A 24,072-nucleotide genomic window follows, 5' to 3' on the forward strand; every position below is an offset into this window, starting at 1 on the left:
TTTTAGGGAATGGGGTTAGCAGGTGAAGTTTGGGTGGTTTCAGCTGTTGATTTTCTTCATGATTTCAGCAGCTGATTTCCGCTGTTTTTTCAGCAGCTGAATCCACCTTAAACAAGGCACAGAACAACCTTTTCCACACTGCACCGATTTCATAATTAAAGAAGAGATGCTTCCTCCCGGAAACATCTCTCTTTACTTATTTCCTATTTATTTCCCTTGCCGGCTTCCTCTAACTCTTTTTCCTCCACTTCATTGGAGGCTGCCACTTCCTTATCTGCAGATTCGGAAATTGCAGGCTGATAATGCACAGGCTGGGTTCTGTTGGCATAAGACTTCAGTAGCTCGCCTACATCAATGCCGGTCATTTCACGGAGTGGTTCCTGCATGTCAAGCATCGTTCTCGTGATGCTCTTACCAAAGGATGGAACCCCTTGACCATTGCCTGAATCGATGATCTTGACCGAATCGATATTGTTCAGAGGCTGAGCGATCTTCTCTGCAAATATCGGAAGCATTTCAATGAGTTTCTCGGTGATGATGACATCTCCGTGTTTCTCCATAGCTTCTGCAAGAAGTTTACGGGATTCAGCTTCGGCTTTACCACGTTCACGGATGACATCTGCTTCTGCAGACCCTTCTTCCCTGCGGATCTTGGCTTTCGCTTCCCCGTCGATTTCCGATTTCCGTGCTTCGGCTTCTGCTTTACGAGTTGTTTCGTAATAATCTGCATCGGCTTTTGTTTTACGGACCTTGGATTCTTCCGCTTCGAGTTTAACCGCACGTTCACGTTCAAGGAATTGAAGGGTCAGCTCTTCTTCTTTCACTTCCTTGGCCAGTTTGGCTTTTTCAAGCTCGTATGACTGCTCGGATTTCGCTCTTGCACGCTCTGTTTCTTCTTTGAATGCAGCATCTTTGATGTCTTTTTCTTTCTTCGATTGAGCAATCGTAATTTGACGCTTGTACTCTTCTTCTTTCGCTTCCTGGTCGGTCTGTGCACGGTGAATGCGTGTTTCACGCTCTGTGTTCGCTTCTGCGATTTCCGCTTGCTTACGCACCTCTGCGATACGAGGACGACCAAGGTTTTTCAAATATCCGTTTTCTTCATCGGCATCCCGTATGTCCGTCAATCCGAGTGACGTGATTTTAAAGCCCATCAGATCAAGCTGTTTCTGGGCGATTTCCGATACATCGGCGTTGAATTTTTCACGGTTGCTGTTAATGTCTTCAACGGTCATTTTTGAAAGGATGGCACGAAGATTACTACCCAATACTTCGATGATTTCATCTTCAATTTCCTTTTGATCCTTCCCGAGGAACTGCTCGGCATAGTTGGCGATCCCGTTCAGGGTGTCGGCCACTTTCACCATGGCCACTGCATCGGCGACAATCGGAACTCCTCCGTTTGTATACACTCGTGGAGTGGAAAGCTTCAATTGGAAAGATGTAAGGTTAACAGGCGTGCTTGTTTGGAAACGTCTTAATCTGTATCCTCCACCACGGATGATTTTCATGGAACGGCCTTCCTGGTCGGTGAAAATATTCGATTCCTTTTCAGGATCCCCCAGTTTTGGTCCGGTAATGATCAATGCCTGATTGGATCTTGCGGTACGATAACGAAACCTCATCCAGAAATAATAAGCGATCCCTACAATTGCCGCAATGACCAGTACAGGAATCAAGAAAACGAAAAATCCAATAACACTCAATGATCCTAGCATTCTGACAACCCCTCTCGACATTTTGTTTAAACCAGCATTCTGTCTGATTTAATTTTTAAATAAAAGTGCTAGCTACACTACTATATACGGATGCCACGATGAAAAAGTTTCAAAAAATTAGGCTATTCTCCTATTTTTATATAAATGCTGTTTTCATATACCTTGTTGCTTTTGGATGTAGCGAGTGGCGGTTGATTTCCGCTACAGGTGCTCGCTTTCCGCTGGGCGTGAGTTGAGCCTCCTCGGACTTTGCCCTGTGGGGTCTCAACTTTCACGCTTTTCCCGCAGGAGTCGAGCACCTGCAGCGAGAATCAACTGACGAAAAGTTTGACTATCACATAGGAAATGTGGAGACTTCTTATGCCACTGCTTTTTCACTCTTTGCTGTGACTGATTTTATTTTAAAGTCCTTTAGTTTTTTTAAACTGATGGCCACAAACCATTTTGCTCTGTCAACTACTGACTACTTTAGAGGGTGAAGGGAACTGCATAGACTCCTACGGAAAACGGGCGTGCCGAGACCCCGGAAGCGGTTTTTGCTGAGGAGGCTCGGCCGAACGTCCGTGGAAAGAGGGACTGTTCCCTTCACTCTCCTGCACCACACCCTGAATGACAGAGCATTCGCAAATCTTAGTTTATATATAAACTTTGCGAAAACAGCTTATATAAAAAAGCCTGAACCTGTAAAAGTTCAAGCTTTCATCCTATAAAAACCAGCCATGTAATGCACCAAGCAAAGTAAAAATGATGAGATGATCACCAATGGCAATCAGGAACATCCTTTTGGTCATGAGTCCAAAAAGTGCATTTTTTAAATAAACAATGGAAACCAAAATCCCAACGATTCCTCCTACCAACGCTCCTGAAGCTAAACCACTGGATTCCGTCCCTTGAACGAGAACTCCTACCAGGGCAGAACTAATGAATGCGACCAGGACAGCCACCACATATTTCACCGGGCCTGCTCCATCCTGATCTTTCTTCCCAAGAAGGATTGAATAATAAATCCCGCCGTATATCATATACAACACGGCCCCCGCTAAAAACGCGAACATATTCAAATCTGCTGTCATCCCTATTCCTCCATTAATTCGGTTCAATGGCCAGAGCGATCGCCTTTATACCACATCTTATCTCAAGCGACCCTTGTATACCCTTTACCTCAACAAGTTCAACCGGATTCCCCAAATACCTAAAGCCGCTTTGTGGCAGCCAATAACTATAAAGCTCCGAGTAACATTCAATCAGCATGCCCCTTTCCTCATAATCGACTGGCTCAGGAAACTCATATATCACATGCTTCCCTCCGGAGAAATGATTGGTGTCCTCCCCGGGGATACTGCGCCCCTTAACGCCCAACCGGCATTCATACCTGTTTTTTTCAGCTGGGGTGATGTACGGGTTACTCTTAGGTACACCGAATAACAACGGGCTGTCCTCCAATAGATCCCTTGCATTCCCCCAATGATAAAGATCCCGCCACACTGCAGGAATCCCTTTGACGTAGGATCCTGTATGGTATCGGTTGACAGTGGAGCATCCTGGTAAATGTGCGACTTTCACTTTGGAAAGGTCCAGCCATTTAAACTCATTATAAGTCTCTCTATCCCGGGATGCTTTCGGATTTGTGCTGGAAAGTTTAGATTTCTTGCTATTAATATATTCCCTTGGAAATCGTTCTAAATAAGCACCTTCCCTCCAGCTTTTCGGATTGGTGTTGAAATAGGTATTGAACGAATAGGTGAAATAAGATAAAGAAGAAAATCCACATTTCAAGGCAACTTCAGTCACAGGAACCCTTGGCTCATAAATCAGCATATGTGCTGCATTTTCCAATCGAATCCTTTTCACATAACCTGCAGGGGTCTCACCTATGAACCCTTTAAACAATCGTAGGAAGTGATAAGGTGAATAGGTAGAGACTTTGGCGAGATGCTCTAATGATAAGTCTTCTGTAAGATGTTGATCTATGTATTGAATTACTCTATGAATCTGCGTCTGTTGATCACTATATGTCATTTCGATTCCTCACATGCATTCAATGAATCTCCCTATTTCCATCGTTCAAGCTTGTGGATATTCCTCACAAACATACCTGATAAAAATGCCGGGACCCCCATTTCAATGCATTTGTTTTTCACAAAAAGCTTCATTTCGTCCATCGTAATATCCTTTTGAGTGAATTCTCCTTGCTGGTAACAGTGCTTACAATACATGACACTTTCCTCTGAATTTTTTTCCGTCCCCCGATCTTCTGCCTTCTTCAGCGGCATGGCACAACTTTGACATTTATTGAATTTCTTCACAATATCCCATCCCCTTTTCTTCATTTTACCATAGAGGGTGCTCATTCTATGAAAGTCTATGATAAAATAAAACCGTTCACAATTTAATCATTGCTCATCGGTGAAAATGATATGTTCATTTTCTTAAAAGGGAAGTTGGTGAAAATCCAACGCGGTCCCGCCACTGTAAGGCTGAGATTCCATATGGATCCACTGTTTCGCATCGAAATGGGAAGGAATATGGAATCGGAGACGCTGAGCCAGGAGACCTGCCAAGCTGAGAAGAACACGAAAGTTCCTACGGGAGATAGGAGGGTGTTGCGCATATGAAACGTCATACAGGGAACCAAGGGATCCTGGACGCTCGTTTGGAGTAACTGCATCTTCTTTTCACAAAGGAAGATGTTTTTTTGTTTCGCCATAATACAATCAGGGAGATGACAAGAATGGAACAAGCTTATTCTGTTGAGCGTTCACGAACCGTACAAACCAGATTGGTACTGCCACCGGATACCAATCATATGCAAACAATCTTCGGGGGAAAGGTATTAGCATTTATCGATGAAATTGCTGCGCTGTCAGCGATGAAGCATTCGAGCTCTGTGGTAGTCACGGCTTCGATCGATTCGGTCGATTTTCTGTCATCCGCAACTGTCGGAGACGCACTCAGCCTCGAGTCGATTGTAACTTCCACGGGAAGGACTTCAATGGAGGTGTACGTAAAAGTTTTCTCTTCGAATCTATTGACAGGTATCAAAACCTTGACGACGGAATCATTCCTTACCATGGTTGCGGTGGATGAAAACGGTAAGCCGAAACCGGTGCCGAAAGTGATCCCGGAAACAGAAGAGGAGAAGAGATTGTTCAACTCAGCTGTTCTGAGGAAGGAACATCGGAAGAACCGGGCATTGATAAAATAAGTTTTTGGGTATGGACAGCACGCTGTTCATACCCTTTTTTAATACTAAATATTGTCTTACCAGTAAAAGAACACCGAGCAGATGATGACGGCGATCCATGCTGTGGATGACCAAATTCCCGCCCGCATTAAATCCTTGTCGGTAAAATAACCGTACGAGTAGCTGATCAGATGAACCGGGGACTGGGTGACGAGGAAAAATCCCGGGACGCATGCCAGGAACACCGGCATGGCAATTTGCATGGGTGATAAATCCGGGATTGTGTGCCCGATCGTGATGCTGAGAGGGAGCATGATGGTCAAAAACCCCAGGATATTGACGAATACGATCCGAATAATACTCGTACATAAGATGAGGAGCAGGATGATCACCCAGGATTGGTGGCCAGTAAGTATAGAATTCAACCCTTCTGCCATCCATTCAATCGTCCCTGTCTCGACCAGCATCCCCGATACCATCAGAGTGGAGGCAAAAAAGAGCATCAGATCCCAATCAATCGATTCCCGCGCTTCTTCCCACTTCCATACTCCTGCAAAAGGAATGACGGTCATACATGCGCCCAGAAGGCCAACTTGAGGAATGGAATATCCATGCAGAGGCTGTGCAATCCACAGGATCAACGTTCCCCCGATGATACACATGATTTTCTTTTCATTGATGCCGACCGGCCCAAGCTCACTGATTCTTTTTTCGATCAATGCCAATAACAGCTTTCGGTCAATCTTCTCAGGGGGAAAGATCATTAAGAATATCCCCCACAATATCACGATAAAAAGCAGCACCGGTATTCCAAAAATCAGGAACCATCTTATATAATTCAGATCGCCCGAAACGTCGCTCAGGATTCCGAAAGCGTAGATAGTGGAACTGGCCCCAGTCGCGACAAACGATCCTGAAATGGCAGCCAGATAGGCAACCCCTATAAATAGTGACTTGCCCAGATAATGGACATCCGCTATTTTCCGCAGACTTTTCATCAGGCTGTCGAGTACCGATGATAACAGGCTGCCCTTCCCTACATTCGACGGTATCAGGACAGACAGGACAGTCATGAGCAGAAACGAAATGAAAATCAACGCTTTCCCCGACCCTCCAGACAGCTTTAACATATAGAGCGATACCCTGCTTGCCAGACCGGTTTTGATGAATGCAGTTGAGATAATGAATGTGGAAAACAAGAGCCAAACAATACCCGAACTAAAATAACTCAAAGTCTGTTCATAACTGAAAAAATGAAACGATATCAGCAATATAAGCAGCAGCGAACTGAACGCAAGAGGAAATACTTTGCCGATCCACAGGATTTGTATGATGCTGAGTGCAGCGATAGCCTTCCATGTTTCATCCCACTCAAAAAATGGTAGAAAGAATAAGGCATATAATAGAAACGTGATAACCAGTAACAGTTGTTTTTTCATAACGATTACTCCCATCTTTCAATCAAAGGAAAAAGCCACCGGCGATGGGGTGACTTTTCCTTTTCTTCAATAACTGTCAGTGAATGATCGTTGAATCCTGTTTATTGCAGAGGGCATACCGGGCAGCTGAAGAACCTGCTGTTTTCCCATATACAGCCCCGGACATCAATCCCGACCCTCCAGGATAATTGTGATAAAAAATGCCGCCGACCATTTCTCCAGCAGCGAACAGGCCGGATAGTGGTTGATCATCTTTTTTTAACACCTCACCTGAAGGATTGACCCGGAGTCCCCCAAATGAAAACGTAATACCGCACGTAACCGGAAATGCATAGAATGGCCCCTTTTCGATCCTCAATGCCCAGTTCGTCTTTTCTGGTGTAAGCCCTGCTGTTTTCTTGCCGTCTTTTTCCGTAGGATGGTATTCCCCGTCTTGAACGGCTGCATTATATTCCTCAATCGTATGCAGGAATTGCTTCTTGTTAACGGAAAGCTGATTAACAAGCTCCTCCAGGGTTTCACCGATGTAACAGGTCGCTTCTTCAAGATCATATTCCTTCCTCAGCAGCGGCCGGACTTGGGAGTCGTAAACCTGATAGGCGACATGACCAGGCTGTTTCAGGATTTCCCTCCCGTACTTTGCGTACGTATAATTCCGGAAATCCGCACCTTCGTCTACAAATCGTTTTCCATCGTTATTCAGCATGATGCTGAGGGGGTAGGAATGTTTCTTGAAGATGTCACCGGGTTTTTTAAAGTCACCGACTTTCGGTGCATGATAATCCGTGCCGATTGAATGACAGCCGGAGTATTCACCAAACTTCTGCGCTCCTGCCGCAACCGCCATTGTAATCCCGTCCCCTGTGTTATATTCGGTTCCGCGTACGATTGCCGCTTCCCATTCTTCCCCGATATGTTGTTTCCGAAGCTTTTTGTCTGCTTCAAAACTGCCGCAGGCAAGAATGACACCTGTGGATTCAACGTTGATCCGCTCCTCATCCTTCTGTACAACCACACCGCTTATCTTTCCGCCTTCTTTTATAAGCTCCACTGCCGCAGCCTCATACCAAATATCGATACCCATTTCCCCGGCACGGGAAAAAAGCTGCTTCATCAACCCGATGCCTTTGTTTTCCGTCTTGACCGGAAGACCTCCCCAGAAATGCCGCTTGCCTTCCTTTTCATAAGATTGATTATCATAATTGAGTTCGAATTTCACACCATGCCCCTTCATCCACACGAGCGTTTCAAACGAGCGGTCCACCAGTTGTCTGGCAAGCTCCGGCTGACTCTCCCCTTCTGTTACACGCATGATATCATCATAATAGTCTTCCTCATTGTAGTCGGGCATAACGATTGAATCCGCTTCTTCATCAGAGAGATCCGTCACGACATTCCGAATATCTGTGAGATCATGATAGGCCACCCTGATCGCTCCATCGGTAAAAAAAGAATTTCCACCTCTTTTATGTTCAGGACCTTTTTCAAGGACCAGTACTTCCGCACCTTCTTCACGGGCTGAAATGGCTGCACATAAGGCTGCATTCCCCGCTCCAACGACAACTACGTCGTATGAGTTCGTTTTTGACATCGATACTCCTCCTTATTACATGTCTTTTGAGATAGGGTCGATAGGATTCTTCCCTTTCTTTTGAAACGCTTTGATCAGCAATGGATAAAAGAGTGATAAAAGAGTCAATCCAGCCAATGCGATGGCAATCGGCGTATCAAAGAAGATACCGAGGCTGCCATTTGACGAAAGCACGGCCATCCTGAAGTTCTGCTCCATATCCGCTCCGACGATCAATGCCAGAACAAGCGGGGCAATTGGGAAATCCATGATCTTAAGGAATAACCCGAATATTCCGAAAATCAATAGAAGGAAGAAATCCACTGCACTGTAACTGAGCGTGTAGGTTCCGATAAATGCAAGTATCACAATGACCGGATACAACACTTTTGCAGGCGTATCCAGTATTTTCACTAACAGACCGACAAGCAAAATATTAATAATAACAAGGGCTATATTTCCGATGAACATACTATTGATCAGTGTCCACACCGTATTGGGATCATTTTCGAATAAAAGCGGTCCAGGTTTCATGCCAAGCATGACGAGAGCTCCAAGCATGACAGCGGTTGTACCCGATCCGGGGATCCCCATCGTCAATAGCGGAATCATGGCACCTACTGAAGCAGCATTATTGGCAGATTCAGGAGCTGCAAGCCCTTCTACTGCACCCTTTCCGAACTCTTCAGGTTTTTTGGAGATTTGCTTTTCTGTCGAGTAACTGATCATGGATGCGATCGATCCCCCGGCTCCCGGAAGGACACCGATGACAAATCCCAGCGGACCGCTCCTGAGAATCGGCCACAATGAACGTTTCCATTGCTTTTTCGTAAACCAGATCTTACCGACTTTCTTTTTCTCTTTTTTCTCCCGATCGATCGTCAAATAATTGTAAAGGACTTCCCCTACTGCATAAACGCCTATGATCACGATTAGAAAATCGATTCCTTCACTTAGATGGGAACTTCCAAAAGTGAAGCGATAGACTCCGCTCTGCGTATCAATGCCTACCGTACTGAGCATCAGCCCAAGAAACATGGCAATGAATCCCTTCACCATTTTCCCTACTGACAGGGCAACAATCGCCGAAAGAGTCAGCAACATTAATAAAAAGTATTCAGCAGGACCAAATTTCAAGGCAAAGCTTGCAAGCGGCTCGGCAAGGAAGATAAACCCGATGACGGCCATCATTCCCCCTATGAAAGAGGCGACTGCCGAAATGGCCATGGCCTGTCCTGCCTGACCCTTCTGAGCCATTGGATACCCGTCGAATGTGGCGGCAATCGCAGAACCGTCACCCGGAGTATTTAATAGAATCGAACTCCTTGATCCCCCGTACATCGCCCCATAATAGATGGCAGCCATCAGGATGATGGCACTGACGGGCTCCATGCCGAATGTAATCGGGATCAACACGGCTACGGCTGTTGCCGGCCCCAGCCCGGGGAGCATCCCGACGATCGTTCCAAGGAATCCTCCGATGACAACCCACATAATATTGATTGGTTCCAACGCAGTTGTTAACCCCTGCATAAAATTGCTAAAATCCATCTAGTGCACCTCCTATGGAAGACTGACTCCTAATAAAATGCTGAATGCATACCATGATAGAAAAGAAAAGCTGACTGCCACTATCACATTCACAACATATTTCTTTCCATTGACCGTAAATAACAAAGCACCCAAAAACAAAATAGTAGAAAATAAGAACCCGATCCGTTCAAATATGAACGCATAAACAGCTCCGTATAAAACAGTCAGAGCAATTAATTTCGGCGTTCTCCCTTTCAGCAGAAGCTTGATATCTTCATTATGAACATGAAGGCTCTTCCACTCCTGAAATAAATAAACCGCGCTGAATATCAGCATGAAGACACTCAATCCGACAGGAAAATAGAGCGGCCCATTTGGGTTCCCGAGATTTGCCTTTGGCAAATTGATGGATGCTATTAAAAAAAAGAAGCTTAATAGAATTAAAAAAATGGGCATCCCGAGTTTGATTGCTCTCATACACGTCAACCTCCTCTAAGAGAGTAAGGCGGGAGACGCTCATCCGTATCCCACCCGTCACTTCCATTACTTTTTCAAACCGGAGCTTTCCACTAGATCGGAATATAATTTTTCCTGCTCTTTCATGAATTCCTTTGATTCTTTACTATCTTTATAAAAATCATCCCAGTCATTGTTTTCAAGCATCTTCTTCCATTCATCCGTTTTGACCATTTCGCCGATTTTTTCATCCCAATAGGCGATTTCTTCTTCTGTCATATCCCCAGGGCCCATGATTCCTCTCCAGTGAGGGAACACCATGTCCACTCCTTCTTCCGTCCAGGTTGGAACGTCATCCAGTCCTTCCAGCCTTTTTTCTGAAGAAACCACAAGAATCTTAAGCTTCCCAGCCAAATGTTGCTCTTTTACTTCTGAAAGGGAAGTCGTCACTGCATCTACATGTCCGCCGAGCAGTGCCGTCACGACGTCGCCGCCGCCTTCATAGACAAGAAAGTCGAGTTTAGTAGGATCGATCCCCTTCTCGCTTGCTGCCTGTACAATTGAAAGATGGTCATCGTTTCCGAGCCCTGGACCTACTCCGATTTTCAGCGACTTCGGATCTTTCTTCATCTGATCCAGCAGTTCAGAAGCGGTTTCATATTTTGAATCAACCGGTACCGCGAGTGCCTGCCATTCTGTTGCCAATGTTGCAATCGGAGTAAATTGTTCATATGATAGATCGCTTTGACCCAATAATTTATTTGTCAGTACCAGACTTGAATTGATTGCAAGGTGGTGGGCGTCCTTCTTCTCGAGATATTTCCATCCCGCTTCACCGCCTCCGCCAGGTTTGTTGATGACATTGATGTTCTTATCCACAATGTCGTTATCACGCAAAACCTTCTGGACAGAACGTGCCGTTAAATCCCAGCCTCCACCCGGAGAAGCCGGTGCGATGATTTCAATATTCTTTGACGGAAATTCCTTGTCACCCGAAGCAGAGCTTGAACAGGCAGTCATCAAAGCCATTACACAAATGATCAGTACAAAGCCAAACTTTTTCATTATTTCTGCACCCCTTTTATCTTGTTTGTACTCACCGAAAACATCAACTGTCAAAAAGGTGAAATACGTTAAGTTAATCCTAGTCGGCAAACGAGTCTATGTAAACGTTTCCAAAATATTATGTTTTAAAAAACTTATGTGGATTTTGTTCATTTTGTTCACAGGTTTCTTTCCATTTAACTAAAGAAGTCTGCCGCAAGGATTAAAGTGATCACTTTAATCCTTGCGGCAGACACGATAGTTCCGGAATCTATTTCACTGCATTCTCACTGCCCATCCGGTATCTCCTTTCCGGACGTCCGACGATCCCATATACATGCTCCACCGTAGCATCTCTTACCCCGACCAGATATTCGAGATATCTCCGTGCCGTTGTCCGGGATGCCCCCATCTTTTCACCGACTCTTTCCGAGGTGATGCCTTCTTTCTCCTCTTGCAAGATGGCTGTCACTTTATGAAGAGTCAAATAATCGATGCCCGGCGGAAGATCGTAGCTTTTTTCGGGGGCTTTCTTTTTTTCCTTCCCAAAGAATCGATCCAGCATCTGTTGATTGACCTCTTCAGCAGAATCAAGCAACACTTTTTTCTGGAGATAAGACGTGATGGCTTCTTGAAATTTCTCCAGTGTCACCGGTTTGATCAAATAATGTTCGACACCGTACCGGAGTGCCTTTTCTAAAAAAGCCTTATCTTTCGCAGCTGTGATCATGATGACATCAACGGAAGGATAATAAGAGCGGATTTTATGCAGTAATTCAGTACCAAGCTGGTCAGGCATATATACATCAAGTAAAAGCAAATCAACATAATGTGTATCTAGAATGTTCAATGTTTCCTTCGCATTCATCGCTTTACCGACTAATGTCAGCTGCTCATTTTTCGCAAGAAATTCTTCATGTATCTGTGCAATGCGAAAATCATCTTCGGCTATGACAACTTTAATCATACCTATTCCCCTTTTGTGTGTGATTTCGGCAGGATGACAGTGAAAACCGTCCCTTTATCCTTTTTGGAATCCCATTCAATCGTACCCCCAAGCAGGGATAGTTCTTCCTGAACGTTTGAAAGTCCATAACCCCGGTGGGCACCCTTGGATGAGACTCCTTTCTGAAGAATACGTCCCTCTTCTTCTTCAGAAATCCCTTTTCCGTTATCTGCGATTTCAAAGATGATATCGTTGCCAATGTCAGTAACGAAAAAAGAAACGACCTTGTTTTTGGGGTTTTTGTCCATCACCGCTTCGAGTGCATTATCAATCAGATTACCCAATATAACGATAAGGGGTGAAAGACCGATGAATACAGGAAGCGGGGAAAGCGAACTTTCATCGTCGATTTGGAAATCTATTTTCTTTTCTGATGCTTTAGCAATCTTCCCTAATAGAATGGCCTGAACTTTCTTATCCAGGATACTCTGAAAGAATATGATCGAATGATACTCCTGCAGATCCGATTCCTCCGTGAGGAATGTGATGGCTTCTTCATATTTATGCAGCTGAAGCAGCCCGAGAAGTACATGCAACTTGTTTTTGAATTCGTGCGTTTGTGCCCGTAAGTCCTGCGAGTATTGCTGAACTTCCGAAAGGGCATCCACCATTTGTTTAATTTCTGTCCGGTCCCTGAAGCTGAACACAGTGCCCGCCTTCTGGTTATTTTCGATGATAGGCTGGGCATTGACGATCATCGTCTTTTCTTTATATTGAAGTTCGATGTTGGAAACATGCAAAGAAGAAGCCAACATTTCGGGCATCTTTTGAGAAGAAATGACTTCTGTCACGAATTCACCCTCAACATTTCCCTTAATATCAAGTAACTCACGGGCAGATTGATTCATCATCGTAATCACACCTTGTGTGTCGATGGCTAAAATCCCTTCCTTTACAGATTGAAGAACTGCATTTCTTTCCCTGAAGAGCGCACTGATCTGATACGGTTCCAAACCGAGTGTATCCCTTCTGATACTCCTGGCCAAAAACAGACTGCCGAACACCCCAAGGATCAGGACTCCCCCGGAAAGAGCAAGCATGGTACGGATTTCATAGGCAATCTTACTCCGAATAGTTTTCATATCAAACTCAACCGTTACAGTGCCTTCGACTTTTTTGTAGTTGTCATACCGAATCATGACCGGGACAATCCCCTTTAGCACTTCCTCGTCGCCATCCCCGGTATGTATCAGATTATTACTTCCGAATACCAATGCACGATAACGTTCTTCGGGATCCCCATCCCCGATTGCTTGTCCGACAAAACTGAATATCTGCCCGTCCCTGTTTTCAATCAGGACAGCAGAAGCATCCACCTGATCGCGGATTTGTTCCGTGACCGCACTTAAATCTTCTACAGGCTCCTCATTCTTAAAAGAATCCTGAATGACCGGCATATAAGAAAGTGTCTTGGCCGTTTGCATCGCCAAATCTTCTGCCTGTTCAACGTCTTCCTTTGATTCCCGGTATGCAAACATCCATGTAAGCAGCCCGATCACGATCAGCAGCAGCGAAATGACCAAGCCCAATATCTTGACCTGTAGCGGCACCTTAAGAAGTCTATTCATCTAAATACCCCTGATTATACTGAATTTTCTATTATATTAATATATCATACTCATCACAGGATAAGGAACTTAAAAAAGCCTTAGTTTAAACCCCTTCTCTATCAGAAGAAGAGAAGGGGTTAATGAAGACCGTACCTCTCCGAAAGGATCATAGAAAGAACCGTGCATCGATATTATAAAAAAAGAACACTCAGATATTGTTTCTGAGTGTTTTCTATATCAGATTCGGAATGACCATGTATAAAAGAGTAGAGACGGCCATCAGACTAAACCCTATTGTATAGTAAGGACGGCTTTCTTTCTTAGAAATGAATATATTGATTATCATAGTTGCAAGGAATATAAGCGGAAACCATAAGGAACGATCTGGGTCGGGTTCAAACCCGGTGTATACGGAAACCACTCCACCAAATATAAAAAATAGGATAGTTACAATCAAAAACATCTTACCACCCTGTTTTTCCTTCATCCGACTTCCTCCTACTGTTTCAAAGTGAAAAGATCCTTTGATACAGAAATGGTTCTTTCATGACGTTCTTCTTCCGTCTTTTTCGCCATCCTTCCGCTCTCTCCTTCTATCAAGACCCTCCGTAAAGTGGAACTGATCGAGTTCACACAGAGAATCAACAGAGCGAATAACGCCAGTGGAACCACAACAAGCATCGGACGCAGGAAGATCTGCTGAATGTTGATGGCAATCGTCGCTGCCCATTCGTTCGTTTCAGAAAAATATACCGGGATACTTTCCATGATGCCGAAGTTGGCGATTTTCAGTCCTCCAAGACACATATGAAGGATGCCTAGCTGAATGAGAAGGGCAAGCGTCTGGGACACCTGTTCTGAAAATAATACAATCGAATGCCTTCTGAACTGGGGCAGCAGATGCTGCTTGAATAGATGGAATCTCCCTGCCCCCATCGTACGTGACACTTGAATGAAATCACTCTTCATAAACAGTTTCATCTCTTCCCCTAAATAAATGCCAAGAGATGGGATCGTCACTGCGGCAATCGCGACTACTTGTATGAAGAAATACCTGTTGGAAGGGAGTATTTCGGAATGGAAGGCCCCTTCTAGTGGAATCAGTAACGTAAACACAATGATTACGAGGGGGATATATTGAAACGATTCCCCCAGCCCTTTAATGAACCTGCCCAAAAATACAGGAAGGAAAGTGTACAGTACTGCAAAGAAAAACCCAAATACCATACGTAATAGTGCTATGGCCAATACCGCAAAGATGGTATATTTCGCTCCGACCAATAACAGCAGCAGAAAATTCCTCCCGAGTTTATCACTGCCGAGAGGAGGCATCTCATCAGGGGTGAACGGCGGCGCCGCTATCACTCTTCCATTCTCATCAGATAGATAGTCCACCACCTCATCATAGCTGGGATTTATCACCGGAACCAGGAAACTGACGGCAATGAAGGTAATCAGTAAAAAGATGGGAAGTGCCAACCGTTTGAGCATCCATCTATTCATTCTGCTCCCCTCCTTTCAGCCACTTTGATAGAATCATTGATCCTATCGTGAACACAATAAAGAACGGCACAAAAATGAGAAGCATCCCTAGGAAGAATGCAGCAGGAGAACTGGTCGCCGTTCGCAGCAACGCCTGCATGAACCCATTGATGTTAAATAGAAGTTCAATGATTAATAGATTGGAAAGCATCAGTAGAAAGATTGGTTTGAGATGAAAGAAGAAGTGGACCCAGACATTCCGGAACAGATGATGCCAAACCGTATAGGCCCTTCTGAATCCTTTCGAATAAGAAAATTCCACATACGGTTTGCTTTCTTCTTCCTTGAGTTGAAACAAAAACTGTTTTATCAAAAACACTACAGGCAGCACCGATAAGCAAAGAATAGGTAATAAGTAGATTCGCTCTTCACCGAGGGCATAGATATCAAACACGAGTAGATTCGTCTTTTTGAATAACCAGATGATGAAAAGCTGAAATAAAACAACTATGAACACATCCGGAAGCGCGTCCATTACATTGACGATCTTAGTCGAGAATCGATATGCTTTCCTTGGCAATAACATGAGGGCATAACTAAAGAGTACCGCCAGGCAAATCGCCAGGAAGAATGAGCTAAAAAGAATGAGAAAAGAGTATAAGTACGTATTTGAAAAGACTTCAGTTATACTGTATTGTTTATTCCCATCTCCCCAATAAATATAGATGGAGGATGGATGCATGATTTCAACCCAGGTCTGGTGAAGACGGTCACCATAGGCAGCCAGATTGATCATAAGTTCTGTATCATATGCGAGCAGTGAACCGATTCCGCTAAGTAAATACAACCCCAATACAACTACAAGAAAATGAAAGGGAATTTCCATCACCCTTTTCATACAACCCCTCCAAACCATTTCCAAAATGATACATTTTTCTATATTCATGTTACAATAATGTAATATAATTGTAAACAAAATTCAGAAAACAAAGAAATGAAGGGACTCATTTTTGAAGGCAAAATGGTTATCGAAACAGAAAACTCCATAAATAATAAAAGCTTGAGGAAATGAATCCTCAAGCTTTTTTAACTGGATTAATCAAGTGAGCGCACATAATCGGCTATCTTTGACATCTCGATTTGACTAAGCTCTGGTTTTTCTTCATATTGATGACGCTCGATAGTCTCTTCAATCGTCTTTGCACTTCCATCATGAAGATATGGGCCAGTCGCCCACACACCGATCAGGCTGGGAGTATCAAAGCTCTTCCCATCCCGAGGATTTGTGAAGTCTGCTCTTGCGTCCCCCTTCGATGGTACATCAGATGGATTGGCCGTGCCGATATCATGGAGATAGTCTGTCATGCTTGTTGACAGCTCTCCATTTTCACCGGATGCTTTTACACTATCCGTAAATTGACGTCCGCTATGACAGGAAATGCAGGATGCTTTGCCTTCAAAGAGAATCTTCCCATCTTTAGCCGAGCTTGTTAATTCCCCGTTTTCCTTATAAGGACTCTGAGGTACGGGGAAAGATGCCGGTTCCTTCAGAAAAGCGAATAAGTCATCATACATCTTCTCGACATCTGCCGGCAACTCTTCGCCTGGCTCATACTTCATCATCCCGCCCATTTCACCTTGAACGGTCAGGAGATAGTCCGTGAAGTCATCCCGGCTGCCATCCCAAAGGAAGAGACCGTTTTCTGACGTTTGCGTGTTGGTCGGGACATTCCTCTGCCCCTTTCCTGTCATGAGAGTCAGGCCATTGATCTCTCCATCACTGTGACAGGACGCACAGCTCATCCAGTTGTTTCCGGTAATATCTGCTTCAAATTCCTCGCTGTTGGCGCTGTAAAAAATCGTTTTTCCTTTACGAATTTGCGGGTCCAGCGGATCCTTTTTAATTAAGGAAATGTTGTCATTAAGCTTTTTCGCCCTGGAATGTACAGATGCACCTCCAGAGTCAATGGTCGCAAGATCGTGACTCATGGCGTTATGGACGTAGAGGGTTTCACCATCCTTACTCAACAGGATGCCACGGGGATTGTCCCCTTCGATCCTTCTTAGAATTTGGGTGGCATTACCACCTCGTTTCAGGTCAAAAACGACTAAATCTTCACTTCCTGACATCACTGCATATGCTTTGGACCCATCCTTCTGAAAACTTACGTCATAAGGGTTTGACACAATCATCGTTTCATTTTTTGAATCCAGTACATTGATTTCATCAAACAATTCTTTTCTCTGATCCACTACCTCTTGATCTTTTTCAAGATCAATGACGGAAATGGCAGGAAAGATCGTTTCTTCAAACTGTATGGCTGTATCGACATTGGTCACTAAATGCGGGACCCATGCCGTCTTCCCGTCAGGGGCAATGACAAATTGCTCAAGGGTGTTCGGGATTCCCTGGCTCTTTTTCCGGTCGGAAACATCAGGGGAGTCCGCAAGTTTGATCGTATTGACGACTTTTTTCTTTTCTGTATCCAATACAGATATCTCTCCGGATAAATAATGAGGGATATACAGCTTCTTCCCATCTGCTGTAAGAGCCATGGTTCTTGGTCGATCGTGAACGGCAAGCGTCTCTGTCACGTCGCCACTCTTCACATCAACCATCATGATCGTGCTTTCTCGATAATTGGCTACATACAAGGTCTTACCGTCCCTGCTTGTCATGAGACCAAAGGGTTCCGATCCCACTTCATAGGAATCTATTACTTTCTCTTCTTCCAATGAGACGACATCGATCTTATTATCGTATCGGCACGAAACATAAAGGCGGTCTTCATCCGGTGACAACGCTAATTGGACCGGCTCATTTCCGACAGAGATTTCTTTTTGTACCTTCTGTGTCTTTTCATTCACTATGGAAACCGTGTTGGCATCGAGATTGGCGATATATAGCTCTGTTCCTTCTTTATTTTGGAGGATGTTATCGCTATTGACTGCTTCTTTTCGAACTGTATCGAAGCTGGGGTCATCTTTGGTTGTCGTGTGAATTGAACATGCAACAAGCGTTCCTGCTATGAGAAACGCTGCCGCATATCCTATCATCTTCTTCATAGGATCCCTTCTTTATCGTTTTTCGACCGTGACAGGAAGCAATACAGGCGCTATCCCGTTTTTGCCATGTCCGGCTTGAACTTGTGGAACATTGTCCCCATCTGTATTCCCAGATGAATCCTTGCTGTCATAATAATCCCCTGTATCCCAGAATTCACTCGCCTGCATTCCTTCTTTGAGGGACGGACCATCGATGACCGTGTCGTAGAAATCACTGTAGCGGGCGGTGATACCATCGATTTCCAGGCTTTCAGGAGTTTCTGAATCTGATTCCCTGTTGCTTAAATTCTGCAGGGCAACCCTGTATATGGCAGACAATGCGCCTGCTGTATATGGGGTATACTCCATTTTTCCTTCTGATGTTTCATAGGCTTTCAATTCATCATCCCAAAGCTTAGAATCCATCGCTTCATAAATGGAGCGGGCTGCTTCACGATATTTCACATCATCAGTGGCTAAATAAGCTGCTGTTAATCCTCTGATCGCACCGAGTTGAGCATCTAATGTGACGTCATCATCCGCCCCTTTTTCGATATCAAAGCCTTTTGCTACAAGGCCTGAATCCATGACGAGGTTATCTAGCATGAAGTCTGCCTGCTTTCGGATCATTTCGAGTGCACGTTTCCCTTCAGGTGTCTTCAATCCTTCAGCTGACTCCCCTGAAGCGTATCCGACAGGAAGCCCATCGATGGCCCGCTTAAAGATCCTCATCGATTCCATTGTGTATCCTGCCTGGAACGTATCCATATAGGTCCCTTGTTCTTTCCCATCATTTTCTGTTACGAACATTCCTTTATCGTCATTGAAATGCATGGCATCAATATTCTTGAATACATGGAGCATCACATTCTGATTGGCCGTGAAAGGATCTGTTCCGTTCACGTCGTTTTCAGGTGAGTCATCCGTATTTTCTTTAGGTGCAGAAGGATACGGTGCTCCGTCAAACAGCGCCTGGAATGATGGCGTCTTGTTCGGGTTGCTTTCTCTTTGGTCCGTCATCCCGTAGAATTCCGAACTCGGCCAAAGCATCATCCACTGGTCTTCTAGAACACTGTTTGAATCCTTAATAGACAGTGACTTTACGTTTGGTGCCTGTTTACCGTCTTCGGTCACTTCTACACTATGTGGTAAGTACACGAATCCTTTGGCAGGATCATACTGGCTTCCCAGGCCCGCAGCCGTCAATTTTCCTGTCGTGCCATCCACAAATAACTCATTCGAAACATAATTTACTTTATTCCAAATTTCTTCGGTCAGAACCGCTCCCTGGAAACCATCAGCTGAGCTGACCCCCAGCGCAACATTTTGATCATCGTCATCCTTTGACGTTTCTCCTGCCAATTCTTCATCAGCATCAATCGTATGGAACCCCCCCATGAAGTCCCCGGCCCATAGCGCCTGCTTCAAGAACGTTGCCCCATAAGCGGAAGGAACAAGGGTCTTCTCCATTTTCTCACGGTCCCAGCGGAGTGATTCAAAGTTTACTTGATACATAGGCACATAGCTTCCGTCATCATTGGATGCGTATTCACTTGTATCTACTTCGTTTTTATAATGTGGGTCACCAGCAGAGTATTCGATAAATGTCGGATACATATTTCGGAATATCTCATCCTGTGGATAACCGACAGCATCGGCTAATTCATAAAAACGGTTCCCTAATTTTTCATCAGGCGTTTTCCCATTTTGAAGGGTCTCAACCGCAGGGCCATTGATCAGATGCAGTCCCATTCCGGACTTTTCAACGACTTCATACATGGCTTCCTCTGAGTACTCATAGGATTCAACGCCGGCTGTATAATCAAATTTTGTTGGCTGATCCAACTTGTTGATATCCAATATATCTAAATCCAGGCCCAGACTTTCTGCAAGCGGCTCGCCGGATAATTCAAATTCTGCATAAGCAAACATATTACCGGCGGTATCAAAAGTATAATCGGATACTTTCACCTTGCTTGCTGCCGTTTTCTTTTCTCCATCTGATTTCGAAACTTCTTCCTTATCACTGACACACCCAGCAAGTAATAGTGAAGAAGCCAATACAGATGCAGATAATACTTTCCATGGTTTGTTCATTCTATGTAACCCCTCTCAACGATCACGAACCATTCGAGAATGATTCTCATTACTGTTTATCATTATAGTGTAGTTGAGAAATAATCTCAATAAGAATTTCATATTTAAATGAAACGGTTTCACAACCCTATCAGATTACATCCATTTTTTTGAAACTTTATGATTTTGAAAAACGTAATCTATGTATACAAAAAAAGGAAGAGTGATAAAAGTGAAGAAAAATATTGTTCTATTGGATCTGATGATTTATGTTGCGCTCCCTCTATTTGTTTGGAATATAGTAAGAGATTACACTGGGGATTATTATGCCATGCTTCTATCCTCGGTTCCCGGAATATTGTACACGATCTACCGGTTCACTGAAATGAAGAAGATAAATACGTTCGGCCTGTTCATTCTCTTCACATTGATCGTCGGTACACTGATCGACGTTCTGGCTGGTTCGTCTTTACAGCTACTTTGGAATAATGTCTTTTACGCTGCCGGGATTAGTTTGTTTTTCTTACTGACCATGATCGTCAGAAGGCCAATCACTTTATACTTTGGTCTTGATTTCGCAGAGCTGCAAGGCCATGACCGCACGTTTAGTAAGCGACTTTTCTATAAGAAACCTCTGTATACCTTATTTCAGTTGATCACGCTGTGCTTCGCACTGAGGAGCGGGATCCTCGCCGTTGTGAAAGCTTGGCTTATTATGGAGTATGGTGTGGAGGCGTTTGATAAAGGAATCATTCTGCGCCAGGCATTCAGCTGGATCATGACGGGTGTCACGGTCATCGGATTCTTCTATATCGGAAAAATCATCAACGATTCCCCACATTTAGTTAAGGAAGTGCAGGATGAACTTGATAGAGAAAATATTAAAGCCATATAGCCTTCTGGATGTTTTTGCCTTCAGACCTCCGTCTTGTTCCACGTCTATGGAACATTGAGCATATTTTTCCTATAATGGATAATAAATTATTTCACTCCGAGGTGTACTATGATTGAAGGTAAATTGATTAAATTTCATCGTGAAGAGTCAGGTTTGACTCAGGAGCAATTGGCACGGGGAATCTGTTCCACCACACATTTAAGTAAGATTGAAAGAGGAATCACGGAGTACTCCAGTGAAATTACGGATTTACTTGCTGAACGGCTCGGAGTCGATATGGAAGCAGAACGTTCCCGCTATCAATCTCTTCAGATTACATTGGCCGAATGGAACGACGCGATCATTATGATCAGGGTACGTGAAATACACCAACTAAAATCAGTGATTGAAAATGAACCCTTACGATTCCTAACCGATTTCTTCGTTCAATACCATTTATTATTAGCAAGATATTATCTGTTCCTGGCTGCCCCTCAAAAAGCAAAAGAAATCTTGAACATGTTGGAGAATAAACATGACACACTTTCCCCATTTGAGCGTAATTTATTGTTGCATGTAAAAGGAATCTATTATTATTCAACGAGAAAATTTGACTGCTGCATCCAGGCATTGAATCAAATCGATGATGAATATCCCAACGCAGAATATTATTTCCATTTGGCAACAGCATATCATTCCGTTCATTCAAACACTTTCGCCTATTATTATGGTCAAAAGGCACTGCAGTTTTTCCAAAAAACATTGAACATCTTAAGAGTCATTGATTCTGAAATCCTCATATTAATCCAATTGAATGCCAAAGAGCCATTCGACATGGAACAAACCAAACAACAATACGATAAACTCCTCAGAGTATGTGAATCTGTCAATTCGAAGGAAAGGGCACATAAAATCCACAATAATCTGGGATTCGAATATTTCCGCAGAAAACGATTTCCAGAATCGAAAGAATCCTATGAACGAGCACTGGGGCTTACGACAGAGAAAACGCCACCTTCCTCTTATTTAGTCACACTCAGCGGATATATCCTTGCCTGTCTGAAAGGAAACCTGCTTTCTAAAGAAGAGCTTTATCAATTGGCAAACCGGGGACGGAAGATGGCCAAGGACCATCAGGATCCAACCGGGGTATTCTTTGAGATTTACCTGCTCACTCTGAATGATGATGAAGATGAACTATATACATATATTGAGAAGACCGCCCTTCCTCACTTCAAAAACATGGGCAACCATCTAATGAACCAGCATTATGAAAGAATGCTATTCTTGTATTATGTCAAAACCGGCCAAACGGAAAAAGGGTTCCAGCTGGCATCTGAGAAGATGTCGAATGAAATCAGCTATTATGAATTAGAATGATCAAACTTTATACACCCATTAACAAATATTGGATTCAACTTCCTGTACCCTCCTTCATATACTATCTCGAGAGGAGGCATCACAGAATGGATCGATTTATTCTTTTATTAGTAGCAGGTATTCTTTCCGGTTTCGCATTGTTAAAGGTTCCTTTGGCTGGTACATTTTTGGCTAGTGTATCTCCGGTAACGGACATCATCGGTATTTTAGCTATTCTCATATTCTCACTTTTCTTAATCTATAAAGGGATTATGGCGATACTCGGTAAGTGAATGAAGAGACCCGGATTTGTTCTCCGGGTCTTTTGTTTGTCATTCGATTGGTTTCATGAGAATCATGGCCATATTGCCACTCATTATTGTTCGAAATTTGCCTGTCTTTCATTTACATAATCCAAGTAAGTTCGAATCTCCAAAAATGCACTCCGGCTTTCAGGGAGAATATCTTCCACTTTGACACCGTTTGATGGATCTGTACCACTTCGCGAAACAATGGATTCGTACATTATGAGGACATCTATATAACGATTGTACTCTTCTTCTGATAACACCTCCTTACTGGAAACCTGATTGTTCAACTCATCAAAAAACGGCTGAATCTGAAAGAGGGTTTCCCTCATGTCCTGGGCTTCCTCTGGTGGCAACGTCGTATAATCGATGTTGCCATAGGAATCTGCATAGCTCAATTTAGCCTGTGTGATTTTATTCAATAAAACATTGAATTCGTTGTACTCTTCTTTATCCAACTCGCCTTTTGCCTGCGAAAATTTCGCATCAAGAAGGAAATACCCTTTCATTGTAGCGGTGGAAATATGTTTTTTCAGGTTTTCATAAGAACCGTAAAGGCTGTCTGCGCCGTAAGACTGGTAAGCGATGGTCGTGGTCGGAACAAAGAATATAGTCAAGAGTGCGCATGTTATCAGTCCTTTTTTCCATCGTTTATGCCTTTCCGGTAGAGTGTTCATGATCGTTAACTTTAATTGTGGTGGCGGGATGATTCTACTCCCTCTTTCTTGAAGACTGCCTCTTATTCGATCTTCCATCTTCACGACAAATCCTCCACCCTTCTGATCATGAATTGACCTTGTTGATCATTCACACGTAATTTTTTCAGAGCAGCATGTATGCGTGATTTAACTGTACCGATGGGAATCTGCAAAATGGCTGCCACTTCCTCTTGTGAATACTCATTTAAATATCGGAGTATGATGACTTGCTTTAGTTTAAAAGGGAGGCCTTCAATTGACTGATACAGTTCATCGTTTTCTATGTCCGTAATCATTTCCGTCATTTTTTCCCTGCTTCGCTCATTTTCAGCGACTTTTTTTGAAATGCGGTCATGCAGCCAATTCTTCCTTCTGAAGGATTTCACTTGATTGACCGCAATCCCAATAAGCCATGGCTTAACTGGCCGGTCACCATGGAACTTCCCTATAGAACGATACACTTCAATATAAATATCCTGAACGAGATCATCCACACCCTCTTTATGGGAAAGCAGGAAATAGACATTCTTATACACATCCCCTATGGTTGCATCATATAACCATTCAAATGCTTCTTTATTACCCGCTTTCACCTCATTAACCAAACTTTTTAATTCTTCTTCTCTGTCGCCCAAAGTCCAACCCCCTTGCGTTTATACTCTATATTGGTGAGTTTTTCCTTTTTCGTTCGATGTTTTTGTTAACGTTTATCCAAAAAATGAAAAAAACA

General features: G+C 43.7%; 22 protein-coding genes and 1 riboswitch. Of the genes, 4 read left to right on the top strand and 18 right to left on the bottom strand.

The annotated features are described in order from the left end of the window. Positions 1-203: 203 nt before the first annotated feature. The 4 genes from KYJ26_RS09610 to KYJ26_RS09625 form a co-directional block, all read right to left on the bottom strand. A complete protein-coding gene (locus KYJ26_RS09610; protein WP_219167055.1) occupies positions 204-1,718 on the bottom strand; it encodes a flotillin family protein in 1,515 nt (504 codons plus the stop codon). Positions 1,719-2,422: 704 nt separating this feature from the next. Then, the gene (locus KYJ26_RS09615) at positions 2,423-2,791 is read right to left on the bottom strand and encodes a DUF1761 domain-containing protein (protein WP_219167056.1); all 369 of its coding nucleotides are present in this window, start codon (positions 2,789-2,791) and stop codon (positions 2,423-2,425) included. Between the two features lie 13 nt (positions 2,792-2,804). Continuing rightward, the gene (locus tag KYJ26_RS09620) at positions 2,805-3,737 is read right to left on the bottom strand and encodes an AraC family transcriptional regulator (protein ID WP_219167057.1); all 933 of its coding nucleotides are present in this window, start codon (positions 3,735-3,737) and stop codon (positions 2,805-2,807) included. 32 nt (positions 3,738-3,769) lie between these two features. After that, positions 3,770-4,024, bottom strand: a complete 255-nt coding sequence (locus KYJ26_RS09625) for a zinc ribbon domain-containing protein (protein ID WP_219167058.1) — start codon at positions 4,022-4,024, stop codon at positions 3,770-3,772. An 81-nt stretch (positions 4,025-4,105) separates the two neighbouring features. Beyond that, a riboswitch (cobalamin riboswitch) is annotated at positions 4,106-4,294 on the top strand. Positions 4,295-4,449: 155 nt separating this feature from the next. Here KYJ26_RS09625 and KYJ26_RS09630 point away from each other — a divergent pair. Then, positions 4,450-4,923 (top strand): acyl-CoA thioesterase, encoded by a 474-nt coding sequence (locus KYJ26_RS09630; protein ID WP_219167059.1) that lies wholly within the window; start codon positions 4,450-4,452, stop codon positions 4,921-4,923. Positions 4,924-4,979: 56 nt separating this feature from the next. On the opposite strand, the gene KYJ26_RS09635 is transcribed toward KYJ26_RS09630, so the two are convergent. The 12 genes from KYJ26_RS09635 to KYJ26_RS09690 all read right to left on the bottom strand — a co-directional run bounded on the left by KYJ26_RS09635 (position 4,980) and on the right by KYJ26_RS09690 (position 20,124). Further along, on the bottom strand, positions 4,980-6,341 hold the full coding sequence (locus KYJ26_RS09635) for a DASS family sodium-coupled anion symporter (RefSeq protein WP_219167060.1): 1,362 nt from the start codon (positions 6,339-6,341) through the stop codon (positions 4,980-4,982). A gap of 76 nt (positions 6,342-6,417) precedes the next feature. Continuing rightward, complete coding sequence (tcuA, locus tag KYJ26_RS09640) at positions 6,418-7,932, bottom strand: FAD-dependent tricarballylate dehydrogenase TcuA (protein ID WP_219167061.1); 1,515 nt, start codon at positions 7,930-7,932, stop codon at positions 6,418-6,420. Between the two features lie 15 nt (positions 7,933-7,947). Next, positions 7,948-9,462: a tripartite tricarboxylate transporter permease gene (locus tag KYJ26_RS09645; protein ID WP_219167062.1), complete on the bottom strand. Its 1,515-nt coding sequence runs from the start codon at positions 9,460-9,462 to the stop codon at positions 7,948-7,950. Between the two features lie 12 nt (positions 9,463-9,474). Continuing rightward, the gene (locus KYJ26_RS09650; protein WP_219167063.1) at positions 9,475-9,921 is read right to left on the bottom strand and encodes a tripartite tricarboxylate transporter TctB family protein; all 447 of its coding nucleotides are present in this window, start codon (positions 9,919-9,921) and stop codon (positions 9,475-9,477) included. Positions 9,922-9,987: 66 nt separating this feature from the next. Further along, positions 9,988-10,965 carry a tripartite tricarboxylate transporter substrate binding protein gene (locus tag KYJ26_RS09655; RefSeq protein ID WP_219167064.1) on the bottom strand — a complete coding sequence of 326 codons (978 nt, stop codon included), beginning with the start codon at positions 10,963-10,965 and terminating at the stop codon, positions 9,988-9,990. 250 nt (positions 10,966-11,215) lie between these two features. Beyond that, the gene (locus KYJ26_RS09660; RefSeq protein ID WP_219167065.1) at positions 11,216-11,911 is read right to left on the bottom strand and encodes a response regulator; all 696 of its coding nucleotides are present in this window, start codon (positions 11,909-11,911) and stop codon (positions 11,216-11,218) included. A 2-nt stretch (positions 11,912-11,913) separates the two neighbouring features. Then, on the bottom strand, positions 11,914-13,518 hold the full coding sequence (locus tag KYJ26_RS09665) for a sensor histidine kinase (protein ID WP_219167066.1): 1,605 nt from the start codon (positions 13,516-13,518) through the stop codon (positions 11,914-11,916). A gap of 214 nt (positions 13,519-13,732) precedes the next feature. Next, on the bottom strand, positions 13,733-13,987 hold the full coding sequence (locus tag KYJ26_RS09670) for a hypothetical protein (protein WP_219167067.1): 255 nt from the start codon (positions 13,985-13,987) through the stop codon (positions 13,733-13,735). An 11-nt stretch (positions 13,988-13,998) separates the two neighbouring features. Next, positions 13,999-15,003, bottom strand: a complete 1,005-nt coding sequence (locus KYJ26_RS09675) for a hypothetical protein (RefSeq protein ID WP_219167068.1) — start codon at positions 15,001-15,003, stop codon at positions 13,999-14,001. Continuing rightward, positions 14,996-15,880, bottom strand: a complete 885-nt coding sequence (locus tag KYJ26_RS09680) for an ABC transporter permease subunit (protein ID WP_219167069.1) — start codon at positions 15,878-15,880, stop codon at positions 14,996-14,998. Before KYJ26_RS09680 ends, KYJ26_RS09675 begins: the two co-directional genes overlap by 8 nt. A 197-nt stretch (positions 15,881-16,077) precedes the next feature. Next, positions 16,078-18,048 carry a beta-propeller fold lactonase family protein gene (locus KYJ26_RS09685; protein WP_219167070.1) on the bottom strand — a complete coding sequence of 657 codons (1,971 nt, stop codon included), beginning with the start codon at positions 18,046-18,048 and terminating at the stop codon, positions 16,078-16,080. Positions 18,049-18,060: 12 nt separating this feature from the next. Next, on the bottom strand, positions 18,061-20,124 hold the full coding sequence (locus tag KYJ26_RS09690) for a hypothetical protein (protein WP_219167071.1): 2,064 nt from the start codon (positions 20,122-20,124) through the stop codon (positions 18,061-18,063). 211 nt (positions 20,125-20,335) lie between these two features. Here KYJ26_RS09690 and KYJ26_RS09695 point away from each other — a divergent pair, with 211 nt between their 5' ends. From KYJ26_RS09695 to KYJ26_RS09705, 3 genes are all read left to right on the top strand, one after another. Next, positions 20,336-20,998, top strand: coding sequence for a VC0807 family protein (locus KYJ26_RS09695; RefSeq protein ID WP_219167072.1), 663 nt, complete (start codon positions 20,336-20,338; stop codon positions 20,996-20,998). Positions 20,999-21,106: 108 nt separating this feature from the next. After that, complete coding sequence (locus KYJ26_RS09700; protein ID WP_219167073.1) at positions 21,107-22,357, top strand: helix-turn-helix domain-containing protein; 1,251 nt, start codon at positions 21,107-21,109, stop codon at positions 22,355-22,357. 86 nt (positions 22,358-22,443) lie between these two features. Continuing rightward, positions 22,444-22,629: a hypothetical protein gene (locus tag KYJ26_RS09705; protein WP_219167074.1), complete on the top strand. Its 186-nt coding sequence runs from the start codon at positions 22,444-22,446 to the stop codon at positions 22,627-22,629. 83 nt (positions 22,630-22,712) lie between these two features. Here KYJ26_RS09705 and KYJ26_RS09710 read toward each other — a convergent pair whose 3' ends face one another. Together KYJ26_RS09710 and KYJ26_RS09715 are read right to left on the bottom strand one after the other, a co-directional pair. Next, positions 22,713-23,399, bottom strand: coding sequence for a DUF3600 domain-containing protein (locus KYJ26_RS09710; RefSeq protein WP_257475000.1), 687 nt, complete (start codon positions 23,397-23,399; stop codon positions 22,713-22,715). A 2-nt stretch (positions 23,400-23,401) separates the two neighbouring features. Next, complete coding sequence (locus tag KYJ26_RS09715) at positions 23,402-23,977, bottom strand: sigma-70 family RNA polymerase sigma factor (protein ID WP_219167076.1); 576 nt, start codon at positions 23,975-23,977, stop codon at positions 23,402-23,404. Positions 23,978-24,072: the final 95 nt, after the last annotated feature.

The sequence above is a fragment of the Rossellomorea orangium genome, from assembly GCF_019334305.1.
In the GTDB taxonomy this organism is placed as follows: domain Bacteria; phylum Bacillota; class Bacilli; order Bacillales; family Bacillaceae_B; genus Rossellomorea.